The following is a 6,921-nucleotide window of genomic DNA, read 5'->3' as shown; positions in this document are numbered from 1 at the left end:
ACCGCGTCGGCATGGGCCGCGGCTGACGGACCGAGGCAGGCCAGCAGCTCGGCCGCCCGGTAGCGCACCTCGGCGACCGGATCGTCCAGCCGCGCCACGATGGCCGGCAGCAGTGCATCGACCGGGGAGCGCCACTGCGACAGCAGCCCGCCCGCCTGCGCCAGGCCTCCGATCCGCTGCTCTTCGTCGGGGTGATCAGCCAGCAGGCCCAGCGTGAAGGCGGAAGACGTGCCTGTGAACAGCGCCGCCGTCCATTGCTGTACACCTCGCGCCCCACTTTCCACCGAGCTGGTGCGCTGCCACAACTCCACACTCGGATCACGAACCGCGTCCAGCACGAGCTCCAGCCGCCTCGCCGCGAGGCCCGAGTCACCAGCCGCGAGCGCATGCACCGCTGCCAAAGGAAGCTGAGGCTCCGGGGAGTCGAGCAACGTGTGGAGGAGGGTGCTGACCTCACCGGACCTGTCACCGGCCGGCTCCCGCCGGACCGCCTGGCCGAGTGCGAGAACCAGGTCAAGACGGGTCACCAGGTCACTCTCCGCCCGCCAGCACCGCAAGAGCGAAGGCAGCAGGAGCGCACCGGGGCTGGCGCAGGCACCGGATATGTCGGCCGCGGCGCGCCGGATCTCGGGCGCGGGATCGGCCAGCAGAGCCAGCACGTCGGGCAGCACCCGTTCCCACGTTGGCTCCCAGTTGGGATCGAGAAACTTCTCGGCGACCTGCCCGGCCTCCGCTGCCAGCCTCGCCACCAGTTCCAGCACCGCGCGACGGCTCGGCACATGCGGGGCGGCAGCCAGACGGAGCAGAAAGGGCAGCGTGGCCGGGACAGCGGGGCAGATCCAACCGCCTTGGTGGAATAGCAGGTTGAGCAGCTCGAACGCTGCCTCCTCCGCGTCCTTCGGATTCGGTCCTGCACATCGTTGCAGCAGCCCGGGCACGTCCTCGGCGGACCCGTAGTTGTGTTCCAGACCTGCCCAGTTGACCGCTTCCAGCCCCTCCCACATGCGCGTGACCCTACCCGCCCGGCTGACACGTGGCCGAAGAGCTTGCGATACAGGGAGCGGCGCAGAAGCCGCCAGTGAACCGGCCTGGACCAACTCAGATGCTCGGCCGGGCCATCTCTCGATTGCCTGGCACGCGGTGAAATCCGGAGCCGCGGTCACGGTCTTGTCGCTGGAACCCGAGCTGTACACGGGCACCGATATCACTCCGCTGAACCCCACCTGACCTGACACGCTCCGCCCCCAGCCCACGGAACGCCCGCACCGGTGAGCGAGGCAATCACACGACCGGGCGGCCGAGTTGGACTCCACGGGCAAGACAGCGCAAGACTGCAGCACAGGGCCTCCTGGGCATCGGGCTTCGACAATCCCGAGCTGACCAGGAGGCCCTGCCTTCATGCGCACACCGACCGGAGATCACTCCACTGTGGCTCCCCGCTCGAACCGATGCCCACCATGATCAGTACGACAACGGCTTCTTACAGCAAAGGGCTCAGTTTCCAGTCGCCAGCACCGGGCTGTTGTGATAGGCGGCGATCAGCCACTGGCCGTCCTGCTTCTCGAAGACCCAGGTCGCGTTCACCTTGCCCGCGTCCGGCACCTCGGTCTGGCCGGCGAACAGGATGCCGGATTCGCTGATGACGATCGCGGCGTCCCTGCCAACGAAGCGCAGGCTGAGCTGCTTGTTGTAGGTCGAGGTGCCCTTGAGGGGCCCAGCGAAGGCCAGGGCCATGTTGTCGCGGATGACGTCGCGGCTGTCGCGCAGCGAGCCGGTCATGATGGCGGTCGCGTCCGCGGTGTAGTCGGCGACCATGCCGTCGGCGTCGCCGGCCTCCCATGCCTTGTAGGAGTCGACCAGGACGGCCTGGATGGCGGCCGCGTCTGCCGCACGGTTGTCTGACATCGGAGTCTCCCTTGTGAGCGGTTCGCCCGGGTGCTCCGGCGAACTCGTCAGTACATACCGGCGGCTGGGCTGGAACTGTTCGCGTCCGCGGCGGGGAATTCTCCGGGGCCGAGTTCGGCGGCCAGACCGAAGGAGGCGAAGATCTCGGAGTCTTGGAACACCGAGTTCCGGCTGATGCCCTCGGCGGTGACGGTGAAGATCTGCAGTGTGTGCAGTTCGTATCCGCCGCCGACGCGCTGGTAGGCGGCGAACCCGTGCTGGCCGTTGGCCGTGACCGCGGTGAGGCGCCAGTCCGTTCCGGCCGCCTGGAAGACCCACTCCATGAACAGGCCGTAGTTGCCGGGGCCGGCAAACCAGTTGAGCATCGGCGGCATCTCCATGATGACGTCCTCGGTGAGCAGCCGCTTGAGGCCCTCGACGTCGGCCTGCTCGAACGCCTTCATGTAGCGGTCGACCCAGGCGCGCTGCTCGGCCGCGGACGGCTCGCTGAGACGTTCCGGCTGGGCCTCGACTTCCTGCACCCGGGTACGCGCCCGATGCAGGGAACTGTTCACCGAGGCGACGGTGGCGCCGAGGATGTCTGCCGCCTCGGACGCGGAGAAGCCGAGCACGTCACGCAGGATCAGCGCTCCGCGCTGACGCGCCGACAGATGCTGCAAAGCGGCGGCGAACGCCAACCGCAGGCTGCTGCGGTCGACGACGGCCGCGGCCGGATCGCCCGCATCCAGCAGCACGTCCGGCAAAGGCTGGAGCCAGACAGCGTTCTCGCCCCGGACAAGTGGCCCGAGCGGGTGCGACGCGGCCACCAGCCCCGACGGCAGCGGCCGGCGGCCGCGGACCTCCAGGGCGGTCAGGCAGACGTTGGTCGCGATCCGGTACAGCCAGGTGCGCAGTGAGCTGCGGGTCTCGTCGTACTGCTCCCGCGCCCGCCATGCCCTCAGGAACGTGTCCTGGACCAGGTCCTCCGCGTCGTGAGCCGAGCCAAGCATCCGGTAGCAGTACGCCAGCAGCTCTGTCCGGAACGGTTCGATCAGGCGATCGAAGCTCTCCACCTTCGCCGTCATGCCCCCGCCCTTCACCGCTCCACTCGCGGCCACTATATCCAGCGGCTCTGGCGGGGGCGTCCTGGCGTGAGGTGGCGCCGGAAAACCGCGTCCGTCATGTCAAAGGGGTAGCAGGGTTCGCGATCCGGACGGTCGCTGGCATTCCCGCACCGGTGAGCGAGGCAATCACACGACCGGGCGGCCGAGTTGGACTCCAAGGGCAAGACAGCGCAAGAGTGCAGCACAGGGCCTCCTGGGCATCGGGCTTCGACAATCCCGAGCTGACCAGGAGGCCCTGCCTTCATGCGCACACCGGCCGGAGATCACTCCACTGTGGCTCCCCGCTCGAACCGATGCCCACCATGATCGGTACGACAACGGCTTCTCAAGCCCAACTTGCTGTGAAGTTCGCAGTGTTGTTCCCGCATCTGGATGAGCGGCAGCGGCGGCATTCACATCCGCCGCTGACCCAGGTCAGGCGCGGGTAACACGCGAACGCCCTGCCCCCGGCAGCTCGAATACCGGGGACAGGGCGCTGTTCCTGCAGGTTGGTGCTTCAGCCGAGCCAGACGACGTCCAGGACGGCCAGATGCCGGGTGAGCCGGTTGACCACGTAGACGACGGACAGCTGACCGACCGAGCCAGGGCGATATGGGCTGTGAGCCATACGGGTGATAGGAGGCTTGGGAGCCCGGGCTTGGAGCGTCCGGTTGTGCCAAGCTCAGGCGTCTTTGGTAGGGGCATTTTCCAGACGTTGTCCGCACACCCCGGCGGATCACTGTCCAGCTGGGCAGACTGGCAGGCAAAGAGAGGCGCCTTGTACGCCATCTGGCACTGAACTGGGGGAACTTGTGATCGTCCGGCGATTCCTAGACGAGGATGATGAACTGGCCCAGCACCTCGTCCACCAGCTCAACACTCCACTGAACTGGCCAGAGGCCGGAGGGCTGAACACCGGGCAGGTCGCGAAGATTGCTTCCGCGGCAGCCTGCGACGTCTCATACAACCAAGCGGCCAACGGTCATCTGGTCGACCTCTTCGCCGCTCTCCCCCTACCAGGCACGCCCGAAGGCGATGCGTTCTGGGGTTCGCTGGGAGATGCGGGAGGTGATGCCGCTTTGTACATCGACCCCGGCAACGCGGGTGGTCCGTTCTTCGATCGCCTGGTCAGGGGGAACGAAGCGGGCATTGCCGATCGCGTGCTCAGCTTTCTCGGAGAGCTCGACAACCAGCAGCGCGACGCCGTGGCCGAGGTGATCGGCGACGCACTGGCTCATGACACGCTCGTAGCAGGTGGCCGGTACCTCGGGCAGTTGTGGCTGCGTGACGCCGAGACCACTGCCTGGCATGTTCTGCTCGCCAGGCGCCGGCTGCACGAGACAGAGGACGACCGCAAGCGATTCCTCGAAGCGTGGGGCAACGCCTGAGCGGTACAGATCGCCGCGGGATAGCCAGCGTGGTACGTGTTCAAGCGAGCAGGACCGTGCCCGGCCCGGGGCACAACAGCCGAACTGCGCGCGCCGTCACTCGCCACCACGCTGCCCGCCACGCATTACTCGTGCCCGGCACACTCAGCCCACCAGCGCGTGGATGAGGAGAAGTGCGATGCCCAAGAAGACCGGCACCGAGAATCCGTACGACTACGACCCCGAGAGCAACACCGTCCGAGTCGGGCAGCACGACTTGGCACGTCTGCTGCTGATGTTTCGTTCGCTGGTCCGCGAACAGGAACCTGGCAGCTGGGATCACATGAGGGACTACGACCTGTCCTTCGAGCGCCTGGCCGACGCCGTCGACGCCGCCGCTGAGGCCCGGCAGGGTGCCCGCTGGGAAGGCCCTGATCTCCGGATGCGCTGCACCACAACCGAATCCGTCTACGACTGGCCGGACGGTGCCCCCTACGACGGCGGGACGACGGGCACGTGGAACGTTCCGGGCTATGGCTCCCATGCATCCTCCGATGACTCCAGCGATTTGCTCACGTCGCTGTGCGGCTTCAGCTGGTCGGAGGGGGAAGGCCGACGCGTGAGCGGCTTGCCGGACTGCCGCGAATGCCGGCGCGAAGGCCAGCTTGGCGCCGTGCGACCCCGCGGCAACTGGTGACCGGCTCGTCACGGATACGCGTTCATACGCGTTGCCGCCCGACTGGCTACCGGTGGATACGGCCGTGGCTACGATGCGGAACGCCCTGACCCCGGCAGTTGCAATGCCGGGGTCAGGCCGTTGTCACGAGTGGCTATCCGAGCCAGACGATGTCCAGCACGGACAGGTGGCGCAGGGCGCGGTTGGCGAAGTAGATCACCGAGAGCTGGCCGACGGACGCGATCCGCACGTCCTCGCCTTCCGGGTCGTCGGCGTCCCACTGCGGGTAGCCCAACGGGGCGCCGGCCGCCGCGTCCAGGACGTCCCAGGCCATCTGCTCCGCATGCTCGGGCAGGGCGCTGAGCACCTTCGCGGCGTGCGAGGAGAGGCGGACCGCGTACGGCTGCTGTCCGCTCACCGGCGCCTGCTCCGGATCTCCTCCAGGTCCACGAAGCCGATCTCCTCCCGGCCGGAGGCGAGGAACGCGTCGACTGCCGGGGCGGAGGCGACGCGGGCCTGCCAGACCTGGACGACCTCGTACAGCGAGGCGAGGGAGAACGTCCGGCGCGAGTCCTCCAGCGCTGCTGCCCACTCCTGTTCGAAGGCCGGCACCCATCGGTCCGCGCGCCGGTCGGCGCGCAGCTGGGCGAGCAGTTCGGCCGGAGCGCCGGGCGCGGGGGCGTACGGGGTGACGGGTGCGTGGTCGGGCTGCGCGCTCATCGGCACCTCCTGGCGGGTCGTACCGCCACGGTACGCGCGCAGCTCGACGGTAGAGACGGACATGCGGCGATCCCCTCCTACCGGGTCAGGGCGCGGGCGACGGCCTGAGCGTGCTCGTGCAGCGGCGCGTCCTGCTTCTCCCAGGTGGCGGCGACGTAGTTGAGGAGGCTGGCCACGGCACGGTCGCGGTCACCTGTGTCGGCGTTGAGGAGCCGGTTGTCGACGACGGCGTAGGCGATGTCGGCGGCCGGGGGTGGACAGCGAGTGGTCGCTGTCGGTGTCACGGTCGATGATGCTTCACCCCGACCTACGCATCCTGGGCCAACCCGATCGAGGCCCACTTCGGCCCGCTGCGGCAGTTCACCCTGGCCAACTCCCACCACCGCAGCCACCCCACGCAAACCCAGGCACTGCACCGCTACCTGCGCTGGCGCAACGCCAACGCCCGCCACCCCGACGTACTTGCCGCCCAACGCAAGGAACGCGCCCGCATCCGCAGCGAGAAGGGCATCCGCTGGGGCGGACGCCCCCTCAACGCCGCAGCCTGACCGACCGCGAACCGCAGCCCCGGAGTGCCGAAAGGGACAAGTTCACGAGAAGGACAGCGACAGAAGGACGACTCAGGAGGCGGACGGCTCGATCTCCCCCGCAAAGACGATGACCTGGTCGATGAGGCTCCGCCGCAGATGGACGACGTCCGTTCCCGCCAGGCGGGGGCCTCCATCCGGCGTGGTGAAGACCCACTGATACCGGGCCCACTCGTCAGGCATGTCCACCGCTGAGCAGCGCACCATCGTGCCGGTCCCCGCCGGGTGGCGCCGGATGTCCAGCACGAACCGCTCGACCGCCGCGATTCCTTCGCTGCGACCCAACGGCCCCCAGAAGACCACGTCTGAGGTCAGGGCCTGGGAGAGCAGGGCAGTCACATAGCTGTCGTCCGAGGCGTTAAACGCGGAGATGAACGTGTCGATCGCGGAGCGTGCCGTCTCTTCCTGCATGCCCCAGTAATACCAGCCGTTGCGCGTGCGCTCGTCCCGCGAGCCGCCTTCCGATCACGGTGGACCATCCCGGTCACAGCACTAGGGCCTGTGTGATGTCGTGATCAATCTTGCCGATCCGGGTCCGTCGGGAAGGCGGATCCGGTAGGAAGGCAATCGTGACGCGCAGGCAA

General features: G+C 68.0%; 8 protein-coding genes and 2 pseudogenes. 3 read left to right on the top strand and 7 right to left on the bottom strand.

What is annotated here, in order from left to right; genetic code table 11:
• The 3 genes and pseudogenes from ACWD35_RS44600 to ACWD35_RS44590 all read right to left on the bottom strand — a co-directional run.
• Positions 1-1,004 (bottom strand): annotated as a pseudogene (locus ACWD35_RS44600) (hypothetical protein); the annotation flags it as partial.
• Between the two features lie 490 nt (positions 1,005-1,494).
• Positions 1,495-1,905, bottom strand: coding sequence for an SgcJ/EcaC family oxidoreductase (locus tag ACWD35_RS44595; protein WP_451357040.1), 411 nt, complete (start codon positions 1,903-1,905; stop codon positions 1,495-1,497).
• 47 nt (positions 1,906-1,952) lie between these two features.
• Positions 1,953-2,969 carry a sigma-70 family RNA polymerase sigma factor gene (locus tag ACWD35_RS44590; protein ID WP_451357039.1) on the bottom strand — a complete coding sequence of 339 codons (1,017 nt, stop codon included), beginning with the start codon at positions 2,967-2,969 and terminating at the stop codon, positions 1,953-1,955.
• A gap of 830 nt (positions 2,970-3,799) precedes the next feature.
• On the opposite strand from ACWD35_RS44590, the gene ACWD35_RS44585 reads away from it, so the two are divergent.
• Together ACWD35_RS44585 and ACWD35_RS44580 are read left to right on the top strand one after the other, a co-directional pair.
• Complete coding sequence (locus ACWD35_RS44585) at positions 3,800-4,375, top strand: hypothetical protein (RefSeq protein WP_451357038.1); 576 nt, start codon at positions 3,800-3,802, stop codon at positions 4,373-4,375.
• A 178-nt stretch (positions 4,376-4,553) separates the two neighbouring features.
• Positions 4,554-5,051, top strand: a complete 498-nt coding sequence (locus ACWD35_RS44580) for a hypothetical protein (RefSeq protein ID WP_451357037.1) — start codon at positions 4,554-4,556, stop codon at positions 5,049-5,051.
• Between the two features lie 133 nt (positions 5,052-5,184).
• Here ACWD35_RS44580 and ACWD35_RS44575 read toward each other — a convergent pair whose 3' ends face one another.
• The 3 genes from ACWD35_RS44575 to ACWD35_RS44565 all read right to left on the bottom strand — a co-directional run bounded on the left by ACWD35_RS44575 (position 5,185) and on the right by ACWD35_RS44565 (position 6,034).
• Positions 5,185-5,448, bottom strand: a complete 264-nt coding sequence (locus ACWD35_RS44575; protein ID WP_451357036.1) for a hypothetical protein — start codon at positions 5,446-5,448, stop codon at positions 5,185-5,187.
• Positions 5,445-5,750, bottom strand: a complete 306-nt coding sequence (locus tag ACWD35_RS44570; RefSeq protein WP_451357041.1) for a DUF6247 family protein — start codon at positions 5,748-5,750, stop codon at positions 5,445-5,447. The genes ACWD35_RS44575 and ACWD35_RS44570 overlap by 4 nt, the downstream gene beginning before the upstream one ends.
• 77 nt (positions 5,751-5,827) lie before the next feature.
• On the bottom strand, positions 5,828-6,034 hold the full coding sequence (locus ACWD35_RS44565; RefSeq protein WP_451357035.1) for a hypothetical protein: 207 nt from the start codon (positions 6,032-6,034) through the stop codon (positions 5,828-5,830).
• A 9-nt stretch (positions 6,035-6,043) separates the two neighbouring features.
• On the opposite strand from ACWD35_RS44565, the pseudogene ACWD35_RS44560 reads away from it, so the two are divergent.
• Positions 6,044-6,298, top strand: a pseudogene (locus ACWD35_RS44560) (IS630 family transposase); the annotation flags it as partial.
• Between the two features lie 72 nt (positions 6,299-6,370).
• On the opposite strand, the gene ACWD35_RS44555 reads toward ACWD35_RS44560, so the two are convergent.
• Positions 6,371-6,748, bottom strand: coding sequence for a hypothetical protein (locus ACWD35_RS44555; RefSeq protein WP_030216423.1), 378 nt, complete (start codon positions 6,746-6,748; stop codon positions 6,371-6,373).
• Positions 6,749-6,921: the final 173 nt, after the last annotated feature.

It is taken from the genome of Streptomyces sp. NPDC002671 (assembly GCF_053592475.1).
Note: the sequence above shows the minus strand (reverse complement) of the source record. Positions and strands in the feature narration are given on the sequence as shown.